The 17,184-nt window shown below is 39.3% G+C and carries 12 protein-coding genes; 10 read left to right on the top strand and 2 right to left on the bottom strand.

Translation table 11 applies throughout. The annotated features are described in order from the left end of the window. Positions 1 to 37: 37 nt before the first annotated feature. The 5 genes from NST01_RS16880 to NST01_RS16860 all read left to right on the top strand — a co-directional run bounded on the left by NST01_RS16880 (position 38) and on the right by NST01_RS16860 (position 7,004). Positions 38 to 1,306, top strand: a complete 1,269-nt coding sequence (locus tag NST01_RS16880; RefSeq protein ID WP_035389707.1) for an ABC transporter substrate-binding protein — start codon at positions 38 to 40, stop codon at positions 1,304 to 1,306. A 57-nt stretch (positions 1,307 to 1,363) separates the two neighbouring features. After that, positions 1,364 to 2,335, top strand: a complete 972-nt coding sequence (locus NST01_RS16875; RefSeq protein WP_017359986.1) for a carbohydrate ABC transporter permease — start codon at positions 1,364 to 1,366, stop codon at positions 2,333 to 2,335. After that, positions 2,332 to 3,153, top strand: a complete 822-nt coding sequence (locus NST01_RS16870; protein WP_008343219.1) for a carbohydrate ABC transporter permease — start codon at positions 2,332 to 2,334, stop codon at positions 3,151 to 3,153. The genes NST01_RS16875 and NST01_RS16870 overlap by 4 nt, the downstream gene beginning before the upstream one ends. 146 nt (positions 3,154 to 3,299) lie before the next feature. Further along, positions 3,300 to 4,250 carry a mannose-6-phosphate isomerase, class I gene (gene manA / locus NST01_RS16865; protein ID WP_041507862.1) on the top strand — a complete coding sequence of 317 codons (951 nt, stop codon included), beginning with the start codon at positions 3,300 to 3,302 and terminating at the stop codon, positions 4,248 to 4,250. 123 nt (positions 4,251 to 4,373) lie between these two features. Continuing rightward, complete coding sequence (locus NST01_RS16860; protein WP_326114925.1) at positions 4,374 to 7,004, top strand: N-acetylglucosaminidase; 2,631 nt, start codon at positions 4,374 to 4,376, stop codon at positions 7,002 to 7,004. A gap of 17 nt (positions 7,005 to 7,021) precedes the next feature. Here NST01_RS16860 and NST01_RS16855 read toward each other — a convergent pair whose 3' ends face one another. Together NST01_RS16855 and NST01_RS16850 are read right to left on the bottom strand one after the other, a co-directional pair. Then, complete coding sequence (locus NST01_RS16855) at positions 7,022 to 8,209, bottom strand: CDP-glycerol glycerophosphotransferase family protein (RefSeq protein ID WP_326114927.1); 1,188 nt, start codon at positions 8,207 to 8,209, stop codon at positions 7,022 to 7,024. Between the two features lie 11 nt (positions 8,210 to 8,220). Beyond that, on the bottom strand, positions 8,221 to 8,991 hold the full coding sequence (locus NST01_RS16850) for a WecB/TagA/CpsF family glycosyltransferase (protein WP_046344612.1): 771 nt from the start codon (positions 8,989 to 8,991) through the stop codon (positions 8,221 to 8,223). A gap of 369 nt (positions 8,992 to 9,360) precedes the next feature. Here NST01_RS16850 and tagD point away from each other — a divergent pair, with 369 nt between their 5' ends. The 5 genes from tagD (at position 9,361) to NST01_RS16825 (ending at position 17,183) form a co-directional block, all read left to right on the top strand. Then, entirely contained in the window at positions 9,361 to 9,750 is a 390-nt protein-coding gene (gene tagD, locus NST01_RS16845; RefSeq protein WP_008343212.1) for a glycerol-3-phosphate cytidylyltransferase, read from the top strand. A 97-nt stretch (positions 9,751 to 9,847) separates the two neighbouring features. Then, on the top strand, positions 9,848 to 11,314 hold the full coding sequence (locus tag NST01_RS16840) for an alpha-glucosyltransferase N-terminal domain-containing protein (protein ID WP_035389701.1): 1,467 nt from the start codon (positions 9,848 to 9,850) through the stop codon (positions 11,312 to 11,314). A gap of 47 nt (positions 11,315 to 11,361) precedes the next feature. Further along, complete coding sequence (locus NST01_RS16835) at positions 11,362 to 13,632, top strand: CDP-glycerol glycerophosphotransferase family protein (protein WP_017359982.1); 2,271 nt, start codon at positions 11,362 to 11,364, stop codon at positions 13,630 to 13,632. A 182-nt stretch (positions 13,633 to 13,814) separates the two neighbouring features. Continuing rightward, positions 13,815 to 16,181 (top strand): CDP-glycerol glycerophosphotransferase family protein, encoded by a 2,367-nt coding sequence (locus NST01_RS16830; RefSeq protein WP_039956073.1) that lies wholly within the window; start codon positions 13,815 to 13,817, stop codon positions 16,179 to 16,181. Positions 16,182 to 16,355: 174 nt separating this feature from the next. Further along, positions 16,356 to 17,183, top strand: coding sequence for an ABC transporter permease (locus NST01_RS16825; protein ID WP_008343200.1), 828 nt, complete (start codon positions 16,356 to 16,358; stop codon positions 17,181 to 17,183). Position 17,184 lies beyond the last annotated feature (1 nt).

Raw genomic sequence — 17,184 nt, 5'->3', positions numbered from 1 at the left:
ATTTTGATAACGCTTACAAAATAGAGATGGGGGATCCATGATGAAGTTTAAATTAGGCTTTACTTTATTGGCACTCTGTATGCTGGTCGTCTCTGCTTGCAGTTCATCGACGAACTCAGATGCAAAAAAAGAGGGCGGAGCGGAGAAACTAGAAATTTTCTCTTGGTGGACTGGTGCAGGTGAGGAAGACGGGCTGAAGGCACTCATTCAATTGTTTGAAGAGAAAAATAAAGACATTCCAATTGAAAATGCAGCTGTCGCTGGTGGCGCTGGTACGAATGCAAAGGCTGTTCTAACAAGCCGGATGCAAGGAGATGATCCGCCAGCTACTTTCCAAGTACACGGGGGAGCAGAGCTGAATGAGAGCTGGGTAGCCGCAGGCAAAATGGAGCCACTGGATGATCTATATGAAAAAGAAGGCTGGAAGGATAAATTTCCAGAATCACTGATTGACCTTGTGAGCAAAGACGGGAAAATCTATTCCGTTCCAGTGAATATTCACAGAGGCAATGTGCTTTGGTATAACAAAAAAGTATTTGAAGATCAGGGCTTAGAGCCGCCAACGACGTTTGATGAATTTTTCAAAACAGCCGATGCCTTAAAGAAAAAAGGGATTACTCCACTTGCGCTTGGGGATAAAGAACCTTGGGCAGCGACTCATTTGTTTGAGAGCGTTCTTCTAGGAGTACTAGGTGCAGATGACTATCAAAAACTTTGGGCGGGCGACTTAAAAATGGATGATGCAAAAGTGAAGGAAGCGGCAGACATCTTTGGACGTATGCTCGAGTACGTCAACGACGATCATAGCTCGCGTAACTGGCAGGATGCCTCACAGCTCGTGGCAAAAGGGGAAGCTGCAATGAATGTCATGGGCGATTGGGCAAAAGGATATTTTGTGAATGATCTAGATTTGAAGGTGAATAAAGACTTTGGATACGTGGCAACTCCTGGTACGGAGGGCAGCTTTATGGTCATTACGGATACATTCGGACTGCCGAAGGGTGTCAAACAGCCAGAAAACGTGAAAAAATTCTTATCTGTCTTAGGGTCTGTGGAAGGACAGGATGCGTTTAATCCGCTGAAAGGGTCCATACCGGCTCGTGTGGATGCAGACGTATCAAAATATGATGAATACGGAAAATCGGCAATGAAGGCGTTTAAAGAGTCAAAGCTGGCACCGTCTCTTGCGCATGGCTCAGCTGCTGAAGAAGGTTTTGTCACGAAGGCGAACCAAGCCGTCAATATTTTCGTGACACAAAAAGACAGCAGTCAGTTCGTTTCTTCTTTAAAAGATTCAATGAAATAAAGATGAAAGAGGCGGCCGTTAGGCACCGCCTCTTTTTTAAAAAAGGAGTGTAGCTTCATGCGCATGGACACATCGCCGACCACAAAAACACCAGCAGCAAAAGTGAAACGTGTTCGGAAAAAATGGAATGGAGACCAGCTGCTTGCCCTGCTATTTTTAGCACCGTCAGCTGTTTTATTATTCATTTTTGTTTACGGATTTATTGGCTGGACAGGATATGTTTCATTATCGAACTGGACCTCGCTTGTTCCTGATTTTTCTTTCGCAGGTATGAAAAATTATGTCATGCTGTTTCAAGATTTTCGCTTTCAGTCAGATCTTCGAAACACGGTCTTTTTTACATTATTCTTTATTGGAGCAGTCATTGCTTCTGGGCTTGTGCTGGCCATTTTACTAGATCAGAAGATAAAGGGGGAATCACTTTTTCGGAATCTCTTTTTCTTTCCGATGGCCCTTTCCTTTGTTGTCACAGGTGTTGTGTGGCAATGGATCCTAAATCCATCAACTGGGGTGAATCTGTTTTTAAAAACACTCGGCATCCAGCCCAAGTGGTACACGGATACGAACATTTTAGCTGGATTTGTCTGGGGGAAAATTGAGTTTGGTGTACCGGCAGCAATGATTGCAGTTGTCATCGCTGCTGTATGGCAGATGACAGGATTTTCACTTGCGATGTATTTGGCTGGTCTTAGAGGAATTCCAGAGGAAGTGAGAGAGGCTGCTAGAATGGATGGCGCAACCGAGTGGCAAATCTACTGGAAAATCATTTTCCCGCTGTTAAAACCAATCACAGCGAGTGTCGTCATTATCATGGCACATATCTCTTTAAAGATCTTCGATTTGATTTACTCGATGACAGGACCAGGTGCAAACTTTGTCACCGATGTGCCAGGTGTTTATATGTTTGAAATGACCTTTAGAGGAAACCATTATGCAGGTGGTGCCGCCATTGCGATCGTTATGCTGATTTCTGTTGCAGTCTTTATCGTGCCGTATCTCCTGTCTAGTCGGAAGGGGGCTTCATCATGACCGCAAGAGGGTTTGTCCGTCCAGTTCTTTATGCTTTATTAATACTGTGCAGTTTGTTTTTTCTCATGCCTGTTTATGTCATGCTCGTCACAAGCTTAAAGCCATTAGGTGAAGTGACCCTTGAGCGAATGTGGTCGCTCCCATCTACACTAGATTTCTCAAGCTACAAAATCGCTTTTGAAAAGTTATCACCCAATTTAATGAATTCTCTTTATCTAGTCATTCCTGCTACCTTATTGTCAGCTGTATTAGGTGCGATGAATGGCTATGTGCTGTCTAAATGGCGCTTTAAAGGATCAGAAGTGGTGTTTACCTTCATGTTGTTTGGTATGTTTATTCCATATCAAAGTATCCTCATTCCACTTATTCAATTTTTACGTGAAATCGGCTTGTATAACTCCATTCCGGGACTTGTGCTTGTTCATGTCGTATATGGCCTGCCAATCACAACACTCATGTTCCGCAATTTTTATGTAAGCATTCCTGATGAAATGATTGAATCAGCGAAGATGGATGGTGCCGGATTTATCGGGATCTTCAGACATATGATTCTGCCGCTTTCCATCACAGGGTTTGTCGTGGTTGCCATTTGGCAATTCACAAATGTGTGGAATGAGTTTCTATTTGCGGTCACTATGACCACGGCAGAGAATCAGCCGGTCATGGTTGCACTGCAAAATTTATCAGGCAGTCAAATTGTGCAATGGAATGTTCAAATGGCAGGTGCCATCTTGGCTGCGCTGCCAACACTTTTGGTCTATATTCTACTCGGAAAATACTTCGTGAAAGGGCTTCTTGCAGGCTCTGTCAAAGGGTAAATTGATTTTCTTGTTATCGTTTTCATTCGGTGTACTGAAAGGATTGACTTCTCTTTAGATAGCGTCATAATAAAAGTTGAGACTTGCTAGTTTTCATCTTGCTAGGCAAGGATTATAAAGGGTAGCAAAGGGAGGAGTCATCCTGAATGAAGCAGTCACCAATTTTTTTACTGCCTGAATTGAAGGAGAGAATATGGGGAGGTACAGCCTTAAGGGATCAATTTGGCTATGATATTCCTTCTGATCAAACGGGAGAATGCTGGGCAATTTCTGCTCATCCAAACGGACCAAGTGTCGTGCAAGACGGTCCATATAAAGGGAAAACGCTGATCGAACTATGGAACAATCACAGAGAATTGTTTGGGGGAATAGAAGGCGATCGCTTCCCGCTCTTAACAAAAATTTTAGATGCAAACCAAGATTTATCCGTTCAAGTTCATCCAGATGATGATTATGCGGAAAGACATGAAAATGGTGAGCTTGGGAAAACAGAGTGCTGGTATATCATTGACTGCAAAGAAGGCGCAGAAATGATCTACGGTCATAATGCAAGGACGAGAACTGAGCTTGTGACCATGATGAACAGTGGAGATTGGGAAGGCCTTTTGCGGCGAGTGAAAATTAAGCCGGGCGATTTTTATTATGTGCCAAGCGGTACCATTCATGCACTATGTGAAGGCACACTGGTTCTCGAAACGCAGCAAAGTTCAGATACGACCTATCGGGTGTATGATTATGAACGAAAAGACCAAAATGGCCATGAACGTGAACTTCACTTCACGCAGGCCATTGATGTCACAACGGTTCCTCATGTAGACGGTTATGCAGATGAATCAGTAGAAACTCGTCCAGGGGTGACCATTAGAACATTTGTAGAAGCAGAATATTTCTCTGTGTATAAATGGGAAATTGATCAAAAAGTAGAGCTATCGCAAGATTATCCGTTTTTGCTGTGCAGCGTTATTAATGGGGAAGGGTCCTTAGAGCATAATGGACATACATATCCGCTGCCAAAAGGAGCCCATTTTATCCTGCCGGCTGAAACTGGGAACTTCACCATTGAAGGATCTTGTGAACTGATTGTGTCACATATATAAAGGTAAAGAGGACTTCGAGAGGTCCTCTTTTTTTCTAATGCATAAATGACTTGAAAGAGACTTGTTTTTGTCGATAAAGAGATTAGTAGACTATTATGCAAAGTTAAGAGAGGGACAGGGACCGTGAAAAAAACCATCAAGATTATGTTACTCGCAGCTGCCTTTGGTATGACATTACACACAGGCAAAGAAGTGCAAGCAGCCTCCTATGTCGATCAATCCATTTATACGATTAGCACCTCAAAAGTATTTACAACAGAAGCAGAAGTGAAAAAAGCGGTTGACACGTTGAAAAAGGATAAGAAATGGACAGCCACTTATCAAACGTCAGGAAATACATCGACCTATCAGCTAACTGCCTCAGGATATGACTCACAAGTAGCAGCTAATGCAAGTGCCGCTGCATTAAAAAAAGAGTTAGGCATGAGCGGTACGGTGTCTCCAGTAGGTGACCGCCTTCCTTTACAGAAAATCGTATCTGATCCAATCAACGATGAAAGTCAGGCGAAAAAACTGACGCTCGAGCTGACGAAAACATCAGGACTCAATAGCACGTATGAAGCTATCAATCAAAGCAGACCATCTTATCAGGTCATTTCAGGAGCCATTGATTCTGAAACGAAAGTCAAAAATATTCAAACCGAACTACAAAAACAGGCCGGAGTCACTAGTACATATCAAACCGAAAACAAAGCGGGCACTGTGTATCAGCTGATCTCAGGCAATTTGGTTGGACAGAGTAAGGCAAATACCATCCTGCAAGGTTTTCAAAAGGAATCTGGTTTAAAAGCAGTACTCCAAACGGTAGCAGCAGGCAAACCGTATTACATCGTCACATCTGCTGCACAAACGAATCAGTCTAAAGCGCAAACCCTTCTGACCCAGCTGCAAAAAGAAGCGAAAATTAGCGGAAAGATTCAGAAGGCTGGAGCTGTTAAAAATGTATATAGCATGGAATCAGGCTATTTCAAAGACAGTAAGCAAGCAGCCTCAGCGGCGGCTCAGATTAAGAAACAAGCTGGTGCGTCAGGTACTGTGCAGCGAGTAGGAAAAACGAAAAATTATATCGTAAAGCTCAATCAATTAAATGACACAACTTACGCAAAAACAGTTGCCTTTTTCAAGAAAAAGAAATGGCGCTATACGTCTAAAAAGATCTCCTCTACACAGCCATATCAAGTAGTGACTGGGAATCTTTTGGGCGATGATCAAGCGAAAAAAGCAACGGCATTTTTCCAAAAGAAAAAAGTATCCGCCACAATGAAAAAAACAGGCAAAGCATCTGACAGCACGTATCGACTTGTTGTGAATCAAGCAACGGATCAGACAAAAGTAAATAAAGGTGCTGCATACTTAAAAGCACAAAAGGTGACAAGCAGCATCACAACAGGCAAGGGACAAGCTGTCAGTAAAGCATACAGCCTAATGACAACCCCTGTATATGATCAAAGCAAAGTAAAGCAAGCGCAAGAGATCATCAAGAAAAATGGAGTTGCCAGCAGTACAAAAACATTAACAGAAGCTGTTAAGCAATACCGTATTACGACAGAGGCGACTGTGAATCAGACAAAACTGAATCAAGCCTTAAGTTATTTAACCAAACAAAAAATGAAAGCAGCCGCTCAAAAAACGGGAGCAACTGATTATGGTCAATATCAGATCAAAACAGGGGTCATTTCGACTGCTACGTTAAGAGATCAAGGCATGACATTCTTCAAAAAGCGAAATGAACCAGCTGCTTATACAACAACGACAAAACCGGCATATAAAATCAACATCACACAGCAGTTTACAGGTTTACCAAATGCGAATGCGGCCATTGCTTTTGTGAAAAGCCAATACGGCTGGACAGCCACAGCGACAAAAATCAAAAATGGTCCAATGGTGATGCAGACGAATTATAACCTCACAGTCAATGAGATGGTAAACAAACAAATGAAGGTGTCACCGCAGACAGATGGTGCAGCCTATGTCTATGCGACATATGTAGACCCAGCGACGTCCACAGTGAATACAGACGGGCTAAATGTACGTTCTACACCTGATTCAAGTTCGGCTAGCAACATCGTCGCACAGCTGAACAAAGGGACAAAAGTGAAGCAGCTTGGAAAAGAAGGCAACTGGATCAAGATCAGCCTCGGCTGGAGAAATGCGAGTTCAGCAGAAGTATTAAAATATGTAGACCCAGCGAATATCGCGGAGGGCACTCAATCTTATTTTCAATTTCTCAAACTCTCTGAAGCTGCAAATCTCAACCCGACTGAAGTGAATACGAAGATTTTAGCAGGGAAAGGCATTCTTGCCGGAAAAGGACAAGCCTTTATCACAGCAGCGAAAACGTATCATATTAACGAAATCTATCTCATTTCACATGCATTGCTTGAAACAGGCAACGGCAGTTCCATTTTAGCGAACGGTACGAAGTTTAATGATAAAATCGTGTACAACATGTATGGCATTGGTGCATATGACAGCAACCCGAATTATCTCGGTGCAAAGTATGCGTATGAACAGCAATGGTTCACACCAGAGGCAGCCATTATTGGCGGGGCAAAATTCATTGGCAACAGCTACATCAATAATGCCACATACAAACAAGATACCATTTACAAAATGCGCTGGTCTGCGACAGCCACTCACCAATATGCAACAGATATTGGCTGGGCTTCTAAACAGGTCACTCGTATGTATAGTTTGTATAACTTACTTGATAACTATACGCTGTATTATGATATCCCCGTGTATAACAAATAAAAAAACGTCCGTGCTTCTTAATGAGAAGCCGGACGTTTTTTGTGTAACAGCTGATGTTCAATAAAGGAAAGAAGCTGCTGACTTGATTCCCCTTTTGAATATTGATTCCATTCCTCAGCAAAGGTTTTCAATAAGTCTTGATTGGCTGATTCGTTTAGCTGCTTAAGCTCCGTTAAGAGCATATCTTGAGTGACGCAAGCCTTTCCTGGAATGATGTCTTCATAACGTTCGACTAAGCCGCGTTTTGTGCGATAAGTCTCTAGATCGTAAGTGAAGAACAACACAGGCTTTTGGAGCAGCGCATATTCAAACACAATGGACGAATAATCTGTAATCAGGACATCGCATACAGAGAGCAATGGAAAGAGCGGCTGATCGGACACATCAAATATCCACTCACCATCTGTTTCTGCTTTGGCTAGGTGTTTCACTGCAGGATGAAGTTTGACGAGCAGGATATAGTCACCATTCAGCTCTCTCTGCAATTGTTCTTTAGAAAAAGGTAAGACAAGACCGTCCATTGCAAAGTCCCGGTAGGTCGGCGCATACAGCAGCACTTTTTTGCCTTTTGGAAAAATATCCGTCTGAAAGGAAATAGGGCGCTCATCATAGTACGCATCTGTGAAGGGGACACCTGTTGGCAAAAAACGATCGTCGTTGACGCCAAATGAAGTTTTGAAAATCTCGCGCATGTGATCTGAGCCAGTAACGATATAATCGAAAGACGCATAGACCCGCTTGAAACGCTGCAGATCACGAGAACTACGGTGATGATTTGAAGCGTCTTCAAGACCGAACTTTTTCAAAGCACCATTGGCGTGCCACACTTGAATACAAGTGGTAGAAGGTCTATTTCTTAGCACACTTGTCATCAGAAAATAATTATCTGTGACGACGACTTTGCTTTTTAGCATCGTATAGATACATTGAATGAGATGGATGGGATTTTTTTCATGAAAATAGCGAAATGACACATGAGGCACGTCCTTTTCTATCACGGAAGCATGCTTCGTATAGAGGACAGTGAGCTTCATTGTCATATTCGCCTGTTGTTGATAAGTATCAATGAGAGCAGCTGCATTCTCTTGGAATGAAACAAGCAGCGTCACCTGATTGTCACGAGGTTTCACGCCGCTCATGAGCCATCCAGCAAAAGAAACAAAAGCTGCATAGCATGAGATGATCATTGAGTGTATATTCATCATGTATCAGTCTCTCACAGCTGCTTCGTCTGATCTTTTACTTGCTCAGGATAGTAGCGCTTTTTCCCTTTGTTTTCTTTTAATACGGCAAAAGCGTACTTTGGGATATTCAGCATTCGTTTCCATCTCCACGGATTGACAATGAGTCTGTACAGCCATTCCGTATTTGTTTTAATCATCCAGCGTGGTGCACGCTTCACCGTTCCGCTAAATACATCAAAGCTTCCACCTAAACCGATGCAAACAGCTTGCGGGAACAAATGACGGTATTCATAAATAAAGTTCTCTTGGTTTGGATAACCTAAAGCAACAAACACCATATCTGCTTTTGAACGAGCAATTTGTTTTGCCACAAATCGTTTATCCGCTTGATAACCATCACAGCTGCCTGCAATCACCACATTCGGATATTCCGTATCAATTCGCTGTTTGACAGCCTCGAGCACTTCTTTTTTCGCCCCATATAAAAAGATACTTTTAGATTGCTTGTTTGCAAGATCAAGCATAGACATAAACACATCAAAACCTGCAATTCTTGATTTCAATGGACTTTGCGTCATGCGTGACATCAACACAACACCTACACCATCCGGCAGTACATAATCCGCGGAAGAAACGACTTGATGATATGCATCATCCTTCATGACAGCATAGCCGATCTCTGGATTCACTGTCGCAATCATGGCGCCTCTTCTCTGGGAAATATGATGCTGGTTGATATAGTTAATAAATTCATCTAAGTCACCATTTACATAAGAAAGGTTAGAGACCACTTCTGTTTGCATTGTTCAGACCTCCTTTTTCATTTTGTTATCTATGAAACGTTCATTGTAAATTCATTCTTCGCCTACTCATCATTTTATCACAGTTGCTCCATGAAATATTAACAATAACTTTACAATCCTTTAAATTTCGTGACATTTTGATAACTTCATATGGAAGGTGCTTCATAAAACATTGATTTTTCGGACTTTACGTTCCGTGCCCATTAAATTGGAAATAGTTTGTCTTTACATCTGCTTAACGTTTGTTAGGCGCTGTGATATAATGAGGTTCCGAAGAGCGAAAAACACGATCGAAGATAAAAGGATTACGGATAAACATTACTGCTTGAAGCAGTCGAATAAGGATGAAGAAAGGAGTTTATGTTTGCAATGAAGAAAGTTATTACTTACGGTACATTTGATTTATTACACTGGGGGCATATCAAGCTGCTAGAGCGTGCAAAACAGCTTGGAGATTACTTAGTGGTAGCCATCTCGACAGATGAATTTAATTTACAAAAATCCAAAAAGGCTTATCATAGCTACGAGCATCGAAAGCTGATTTTAGAAACCATTCGTTATGTAGACGAAGTCATTCCAGAAAACAGCTGGGATCAAAAAGTCCGCGATGTACAAGAGCATGACATTGATGTCTTTGTCATGGGAGATGACTGGGAAGGTAAATTCGATTTCTTGAAAGAGCATTGCGAAGTCGTTTACTTGAAGAGAACAGAAGGTATCTCGACAACTCAAATTAAGGAAGAAATTGCGGGACTTTAATAGATCGAAAAAAAGTACTTCTTATCTTTTGGTGAGAAGTGCTTTTTCATGTAAAATACAATGAGCAAGTTATCATGATTTTTAAGGAGAGCTTCCTTTGTTTCAAAATTGGATGAAGAAAAAAGTTGAAGATACATTGGATCAACCTGAACAAAATGAAACGATGACTTTAGTTGAAATTCCTGACATGGACTACTACTTTATTGTAGGTGACGTACCAAATGAGGAAGACGGCTTAACGAAGTCTTTAAAAGCAAGAATAGAGCCATTGGCTGAGAAACATAAACGTACTGCGATGTTAACTTTGAATTTCGATGTAAATGTGAAGGAACGTATTCGCCGCTTGGAGGAGACCTTTCATCCTCAAATTGACATCCTGAATGTATTTGAACATTACATTCTGCCAGAGAGCGGAAGTAAAAGGTATTATTCGGAGTTTATTGCGGGTGAAGTACCTCAATCCATCAATGAAGCAGTTATCCCGGCAGATACATCGACCATTCAGGTGACGAGATATGAACTGCCTTCTTCCCCAATCTGTATGATTGATCAATATAATGAAGAGCAGCAATTAGTGAAGAGAGAAGAATACAATTGGCAGGGAGCTTTACGCAGAGTTCAAAGCTTTGTTCCTCATACAGGTGCTCTCTATTTAGAAGAATTGATCAAGGACGATGGCAGCATTTTTATGGAGATCATCTATGCTGGTGATGCAAAAAAGAATCCAGTCCGTCACATTAATTGGTATAAAAAAACAGGAATTCAAACATTTACAAAGAAGACGGATATAAAACAACAATGGCTATCCAGCATTCAATTACAAAATGACCGGTTAAAACTGATGGTCACAGAGGACCGGGACCAGGACCGCCATTTGTTTAAAATAGATCAACCGGAATCAACTTATTATGCTGCTTTTGTGCATGAAGCCCATTATGAGGAAAATCCGCACCATATCAATTCTCAATATGGAGAATTATTCAAACAAATAAGAAAACAGCAAGTGGATGCCGTCTTCTTTGGCGATACTAAGCATAAAGAAGATGTTGAGAAGGTTTTAGGAGAACAAACTTATTTCTACCATGTGCCTTCTGATGAAATGTCAGCTTGGAAAACAGTACTTCATCAGATGCTGGAAAACCGTATACGTAAAGATGAGCTGAGAAAGATCGTGGATCGCACGAAATGGGTGCTGCATGATCTTAGCTCTGAACACCATGTTCTTCATCTTCAGCTTAAGATGACAGACGAAATGAGCCAAGCGGATCATGTGGAAATTGATTTTGCAGGATATGATCGAGTGAATGGAGCTAAAATCATTTCTCAAACAATTGATGAGAATGATCAAGTCAGTTTCCCAATTGGTCATTTTCAAACAAAGAAAAACATCGAAACCAACCAAACAAAATTTGTGGATTTTTACATCCGCTTTAAAACAGAAGAACTTCAAGAAGTTTTGCAACGTCTAGAAGTAGAGGGAGAGCTCCTTACCAATAAACCATCTTCAATTGATGGTTGGTCGTATCAAACGAAACAGGGGAACTATTCTTGGAAAGTAAAATAATGATACAAATAACGGTAAGATTTTTGAACAGAGGAGATTAACGATTAATGATTGAAGAGGGAATCCATAAGAAGAGTGTCGTTGAAGGTTTAAAAAATCATCATGAAAAATTGGAAATGCTCGTTCGCATCTACGATGACATGCCATTAGCAGATAGAGAGTTTTATCTGTTTATGAGGGAAAGGGTCTCAAAACAAGAACTATTCCTCCCGCTTGTTCATCAAGAAGAGAATCTATTCAAATTGGTACTGAGTGAAGCATCGCTTCCGCTTGCGTTAGAGCAAGGCCAGACATACAACTTATATGTCACGGACTATCTGAGCGCAAACAAAGAAGAGGACGAAGACGAGCTCGAAGACTCAGCCTATGATTCTGATTCGGAAGAAGAGGATGAAGACGCAAAAGAAGCGGATACCAGCGCGACTTCCGAAATAGAAGAAAAAACACCATATTATAAACGTCGTTTGAAAATGGAAATTGAAACGCCAGAGCTGACATTTTTAGAAAATAAAGAAGCGCTGTTGTATGTTATTCCATATCGTACAGACAAAGGCAATGCTTCATTGAAAATCAAACGGGAGCTCAAAGTTGTGAAATTCCATCACATCGAGCTCAACAAAGAATGCACGCTATCTTTATCTGGGTATGCAGGCGTTCTAAGTGCAGAGCATCCTTATCAGATCAAAGAAGTAAAGCTTCTATTGAAGAAAAATGGTGAGGAACCAGTTGAGCATCGTTTTCCTGTCAAGATGACACATAAAAAAGATGAAGTCATTCAATATCGTGACGACCATCAAACACCACAACTGTATCAATTTTCAGCAGAAGTTCCTTTAGAGGAGTTAACTTATTCCTTAAACAAACGGTTTGTCTATCGCTTCTATTTTGAGTTTATTTGCGATGTTAACGGAGTGGAAGAAACGTTAACAACAACTTCTTTAGTGCTTGGAGATCGTTCAAACAAACTCAAAGGACTTGTTCAAATTCATAAAAGAAACGATGTACCAATTCGATATGAAGTGTACAGAAAGAAAAAAAGACAAACTTTAGGCATCCGAATAAATGATTACACCATGAAGACACGTGCTAAGTACTACGTAAAAAGCAAGTGGAAGAAATTCAAGAAGCAAGTGGGTAAGATTAAAAAAGTTCGCAATCGCCTTGTGACAAGTACTTTCCAAACGACCTTTACACTGGCGAGTAAACTGTCCGTCAAAAAGAAAACCGTTATTTTTGAGAGCTTTAATGGGAAACAATTCAGCTGTAACCCGCGTGCTATTTATGAATATATGAAAGAAAATCACCCTGAATATACGCTGATCTGGAGTGTTAAAAAAGGTCATGAAGCACCATTTAAAGAAAAAGGCATCTACTATATCAATCGTCTGTCATTGAAATGGATTTTTGCAATGGCAAGAGCTGAGTATTGGGTCGTAAACAGTCGTTTGCCGCTATGGGTTCCAAAACCAGAACACACCCAATACTTACAAACATGGCACGGCACGCCATTAAAACGACTGGCGATGGACATGGACGAAGTGCATATGCCTGGAACAAACACGAAGAAGTACAAAAAGAATTTCACGAAAGAAGCATCGAATTGGGATTATCTGATTTCTCCTAATGCATACTCGACCGAAATTTTTACCCGTGCGTTCCAATTCCAAAAGACCATGATTGAGTCAGGATATCCGAGAAATGATTTCCTTCACAATCAAAACAATGAAGAAACAATGAGAGCGCTCAAACAAAAAATGAACTTGCCGCTTGATAAAAAATTGATTTTATATGCACCGACATGGAGAGACGATCAATTTTATAAAAAAGGGCAGTACAAATTTGATTTAGACCTTGATCTGCATGAGCTACGAGCATCTATCGGAGAAGAATATATCATCATCCTTCGTATGCACTATTTAGTAGCGGAAAACTTTGATCTCGGACCATATGAAGGCTTTGCCTATGACTTCTCTCATTACGAAGACATTCGAGACCTTTATATGATTTCCGACCTACTCATTACAGATTACTCTTCCGTGTTCTTTGATTATGCAAACCTTAAACGTCCGATGCTGTTCTATGTACCAGACATCGAAACATATCGTGACAAGCTCAGAGGATTCTACTTCGACTTTGAACAAGAAGCACCAGGACCACTTGTAAAAGAAACATCACGCGTGATTGAATGGGTAAGAGAAACAGAACAGCCGACATTTACATTACCACCTTCATTTACGCCGTTTTATGAAAAATTCTGCTACCTAGAGAGCGGAGAGTCATCGAAGCGTGTGGTGGAAGTAGTGTTTTCTGAAAAATAGTAAAAAAAGTACCGTTCCTCTCATGTAGAACGGTACTTTTTTGTTTTTTTTATTCCATTGTACACATATTTAAAAGTAATGGTAAAAATAAAAAAACATAGAAATTTAACAGTAAACATGCTAAATTTAGATAAGATTATCCGGTATTGTAAATATGCTGAAAATAATATAGAGGTGCTTCAATGTACAAACTTTATCATAATTTTATAGAAATTCTAAATTTAGATGAACATAAGCTAGTAATATATATTGACGAAATAGAGAAGTTGTCCACTTTTGAATTTAAAGAGTTAAATGTAAACGATTCAAAGTGGATTTGTAAAATTGATGTAAAGGATCAAATGATTTTTGAATCCACAATAGATCATTCTAATGAAATGATTTATCTCTATGCTAAGGATCAAAATTTGTATATCTTGAAAGAAAGCTCTGACATGATTCAGCCAAAACAAATACATTCAATTGAAATTAACAATCAATTTGAAAAAATCTATGTTAAACAATTAGGATTAGACCGCTATGGCTTGTACAGTGGAGAAAAGGAACTGTTGTTATTCTCAGGGCTGCTAAATGTAGATGAGATCAATCAAAATTACAAAATGGATTTAGCCATTGATGGAGAAGAAAAAAGATTTGTGGACATCTCCTTTATCATATATGGTCTTTTCCACTTTGTTATTACGTACGATTGTCAAAATAAAGAACTAAATGTTAGAAAAATCTTGTTTGATGTGATGCAGGAACATAAAGATATTGAAGTGACTGTAAATAACCGTAATCAAATCAAAATTCTAAATAAGGTAACTGAGCAAAAGAAAATCGTCAACTTTAGACTCGTTCCTACATATCAGCCGCTTAAGATTTTCGGTAAAGATACATTAGAGCAATTCAAAGAAGATAACATTCTTAATATTCTAGTGATAAATAAACAAAGATATTACATATATGTAAGAACAAATGGTGTTTATTTAGTAAGAGGAAATCCATATCTTGTCACAAAACACACTTCTAGATTACGTATTTTTAGTTTGTTTAATAGCTTCTATGTTTATGGAAGACTGACTCATTACGCATATAATTCAGACCAGAAGTATGAATATCTTTATATTAGAAACTCTGAGCACCAATTGGCGAAATTTACAAGACCATTTAGAAAGATCAAGTTTCTGAAAAGATATGGCTTCTTTAAAATTTCGTTAAATGATCTTGATTTAGATAGCAGAATCCACAATAACTTGTTCGTAGGAAATGATCACCGGATTATCCATAGTTTAAGATTGAAAAAAAGAGATAAAAAGGTTAAGACATATATCACGAAAAAGAATGGGGACAAGCTACAAGTACTAAGAACAAATCTTTTTGGAAATGTCACGTCAACTATTATTCCTTATTCTGAGGAATATTCTTTATTTAGTAAGGTCAAAATAAAAGTAGCGAGCATTTTATCATCGTTTTATAAAGACAAAAAATATGGTGTCAATTTGTTTTTTGAGAAAAAGAGTGACAAAGCAGATGAATCAGCTATTAGGGTTTATGACTATGTTCAAGAGAATTGTCAAACAGACTCAAAGAATTACTTTATTCTCAATAAGAAATCCAGTGCATATCCAGCATTGAAGGCGAAATATGGAAAAGGAATCATTCCGAAATATAGTCTGAGACACTATTTAAGTATTTTTAATGCCAGTTATTTTATTTCAAGTGAGCTATCTAACCATGTTCTGAATGATAGACTATATATTGATCATCTTAGAGAGAGAATCATGAGTGTTCCGCTCGTATTTTTACAGCATGGCATTATGTTTGCTAAGCCAGTTGATAATCCAATGGCTTTTGGATTCCATAAAGACAAGAACCAATACAATATTTATAAATCAGTCATTAGCTCTGAATTAGAAGCCGGTGAGTTTTATAAAATGAACTATGACCGTGATGATTTAATTTTGACCGGGCTTGCGACCTTTGACCATGCAAAGTTAGTAAAGGGTGCAGATAAGATTGCCTTCATGCCAACTTACCGATATTGGGAAGAGGGGCTTATTTATACGAATAGAATTGAGGAAACCTCTTATTATAGAGTTCTAATTAAAATCATTAAAAGCTTTGAAGAAGCAGGCTTGCTTGATCGTCTTTTACTTGTACCGCATAATAAATTTTCACAATATGTGTATCAGAATTTACCGCAGTATAAACATATTATTTCTGATAACCCTTCAGAAGCGCTAAAAGTGTCGAAAGTGTTTATTACAGATTATTCTTCTGCTATTTATGATGCGCAATATAGAGGAGCCTACCCGATCTTTTATTGGGAAGAGAAAGATTACTTAATTAGACAGTACAAGGCCATTCCGCCTGTGAACGAAGAGAATGCACCAGGTCCAATTGCATATAACACTCAAGACCTGATTCGTATTGTCAAACATGCAATCGATCATCAGTATGTGGTAGAAGATGAGTATAAAGAAAAATATTTGAAGATCAATAGCTTTAACGATAATCAAAATACAAAAAGAATTACTGATTTCTTAAAAGAGCATCAAATCATCTAACATCTGAGGGGCCCCCTGAATCTACGATCGCAAGGATTCAGGGGGATTTTTAGTTTCTTGAATAAATGATACGACTTTTGTTATAAGATGAAATGTGAATCGTTATCTGTTACAATTATGAGCGGTGCTTTTTAAAAAAGTGATCCCAAAAACTTATATCTAAGGAAGATTAGAATGAACGCAATGTTGACGATACTGAAGGAGCAAATCAGCTCATTTTCGCTGATTATGCGACTTGCTGTTTATGAAACAAAATCAAAATATCAGATGAATTATTTAGGTGTTTTATGGCAGTTTTTAAATCCATTGATTCAAATGCTGGCTTACTGGTTTGTTTTTGGTTTAGGCATTCGCGGAGGACAGCCAATTGTCATTGGAGGCATGGAGGTTCCATTTATCATCTGGATGCTTGCTGGATTAATACCGTGGTTCTTCATTAGTCCGACGATCCTTGATGGATCAAACAGTGTGTTTAAACGCATTAATATGGTATCAAAAATGAATTTTCCGATTAGTGCGCTGCCGTCTGTGGTCATCATGTCCAACTTGTTCAGCTATTTTGTCATGATGGGTGTCTATCTTATTGTGCTGATTTCTTATGGCATATATCCTGACGCGCATTGGCTACAATATATTTACTACCTTATATGTATGATCGCGTTTATGTTTTCGTTTAGTTTGTTTAATTCAACAATTAGTGTACTCGTAAGGGACTATCAATTTCTTTTACAATCAGTGACACGTTTACTTTTCTTTTTGCTGCCGATTTTTTGGAATATCTCAGAGAAGCTCACTGGAGACAAAGCATGGATAGGAGATATTTTAAGATTAAATCCTCTTTTCTACATTATTGATGGTTTCAGAAATAGCTTGTTAAAGGGAGAATGGTTCTTCCATGATGTGAAATATACGCTTTATTTCTGGCTGATTACGCTTCTTTTTTTAACAGTCGGTTCATTGCTTCATATGAAATTTAGGGATAAATTTGTCGATTTTCTTTAAA

Origin of the sequence: Bacillus sp. FSL R7-0166 (genome assembly GCF_038008935.1) — a bacterium.
GTDB classification, from domain to species: Bacteria; Bacillota; Bacilli; order Bacillales; family Bacillaceae; genus Bacillus; species Bacillus altitudinis.
This window is presented reverse-complemented; position numbering and strand designations above follow the sequence as displayed.

Excerpts from the sequence above, each read along its gene's own strand:
- NST01_RS16825 (WP_008343200.1), top strand. The coding sequence starts at position 16,356 with ATGAACGCAATGTTGACGATACTGAAGGAGCAAATCAGCTCATTTTCG.
- tagD (WP_008343212.1), top strand. The coding sequence starts at position 9,361 with ATGAAGAAAGTTATTACTTACGGTACATTTGATTTATTACACTGGGGG.
- NST01_RS16880 (WP_035389707.1), top strand. The coding sequence starts at position 38 with ATGATGAAGTTTAAATTAGGCTTTACTTTATTGGCACTCTGTATGCTG.
- NST01_RS16835 (WP_017359982.1), top strand. The coding sequence starts at position 11,362 with ATGATTGAAGAGGGAATCCATAAGAAGAGTGTCGTTGAAGGTTTAAAA.
- NST01_RS16870 (WP_008343219.1), top strand. The coding sequence starts at position 2,332 with ATGACCGCAAGAGGGTTTGTCCGTCCAGTTCTTTATGCTTTATTAATA.
- NST01_RS16830 (WP_039956073.1), top strand. The coding sequence starts at position 13,815 with ATGTACAAACTTTATCATAATTTTATAGAAATTCTAAATTTAGATGAA.
- NST01_RS16850 (WP_046344612.1), bottom strand. The coding sequence starts at position 8,991 with ATGCAAACAGAAGTGGTCTCTAACCTTTCTTATGTAAATGGTGACTTA.
- manA (WP_041507862.1), top strand. The coding sequence starts at position 3,300 with ATGAAGCAGTCACCAATTTTTTTACTGCCTGAATTGAAGGAGAGAATA.
- NST01_RS16855 (WP_326114927.1), bottom strand. The coding sequence starts at position 8,209 with ATGATGAATATACACTCAATGATCATCTCATGCTATGCAGCTTTTGTT.
- NST01_RS16875 (WP_017359986.1), top strand. The coding sequence starts at position 1,364 with ATGCGCATGGACACATCGCCGACCACAAAAACACCAGCAGCAAAAGTG.